Source organism: Roseomonas rosulenta (assembly GCF_016106005.1).
GTDB lineage: Bacteria > Pseudomonadota > Alphaproteobacteria > Acetobacterales > Acetobacteraceae > Neoroseomonas > Neoroseomonas rosulenta.
In genome coordinates this window covers 1-932 of record NZ_JACADR010000588.1, presented here as the reverse complement: position 1 = coordinate 932, position 932 = coordinate 1, and the positions used below count along the sequence as shown (strand labels likewise).

Genomic DNA, 932 nt, shown 5'->3' with positions numbered 1-932 from the left:
GGCGGTGGCCGCGCTCGCGGCAGCGCGGGGCGCCATCGACCGCGGCGCCACCGCCGAGGCGCGCGCCGCGCTGCAACCGCTGCTCACGAGGCGGCCCACCGGGAAGGGGCCGGGAGCCTAGAGCGGCGTCAGGCCGCCACACGAAGCGGATCACCACCTGTCGCGCGGGCCCCAGCCGTGGCGGTCCTGGCGCCAGTCGTAGCGCGGCCGTTCGTGCCGCCAGCCATGCCAGGAGGGTGCCGGGCGGTGCCAGTGCCGCGGCGGCGGCTGGCGATGATGCCAGGACGGCGCATGGCCCCAGCCGGTGGCGCGGGGACCACGCTCCCAGGCATGGGCCGGGCCGGCGGCGAGCATCATGAGGATCAGGGCGGCGGCGGACGCCAGGCGGCGCATCGGGGGGATCTCCTGTTCGGCAGGGAACAGAAAACCCCGGTGCCGCGGCGCCACCGCGGCCAAGCCGTGGCGGGAGCGCGGCGGCAGGTGACGCGATGTGACACCGCGTGCTCTCAGTTCGGCCGGGCCGTCGGGTCGCCGCCGCAAATGCAGCCAGCCCAGGGCAGGCCCGCAAGCAGGCCCGTCGGCATCGCCACGCCGGGCGGGCGGGCCAGGAAGGCATGCAGGTCCGTCTCGGCCGCCAGCAGGCCGTCGCCGAAGGCGTCGCCGATCTCGACCGGGTGCGCGTCGGTGATGCGATTTGCCTCCGCCATGCCGAAGACCAGGCCATGGACATGCCGCAGCGCGGCCGCCACGGCGAGTTCGCTGGCGGGCGCGGCGGTCGGGTCGCCGCCGCTCGCGGCCAGGCCGAAGAAATAGCCGAGCGCCCGGTCGGCGTGGAACCAGGCCCTGCGCCTTGGCGTTCGGCCGGTTGCACACCCATTCGAACCACTGCTCGCGCGGCAGGTCCTGCACGACACCGTCCTTGTCGGAATACA

The 932-nt window shown here is 75.3% G+C and carries 2 protein-coding genes; both read right to left on the bottom strand.

Translation table 11 applies throughout. The features are described 5' to 3' along the window. Positions 1 to 150: 150 nt before the first annotated feature. Positions 151 to 393 (bottom strand): hypothetical protein, encoded by a 243-nt coding sequence (locus tag HW578_RS27050; RefSeq protein WP_198373783.1) that lies wholly within the window; start codon positions 391 to 393, stop codon positions 151 to 153. Between the two features lie 113 nt (positions 394 to 506). Continuing rightward, positions 507 to 932, bottom strand: a 426-nt coding sequence (locus HW578_RS28130) for a hypothetical protein (protein WP_232479336.1), incomplete at its 5' end; no start/stop codon positions are given.

What these genes read in the sequence shown, in the direction of transcription:
- HW578_RS27050 (WP_198373783.1), bottom strand. Translation starts at nt 393, where the DNA reads ATGCGCCGCCTGGCGTCCGCCGCCGCCCTGATCCTCATGATGCTCGCC.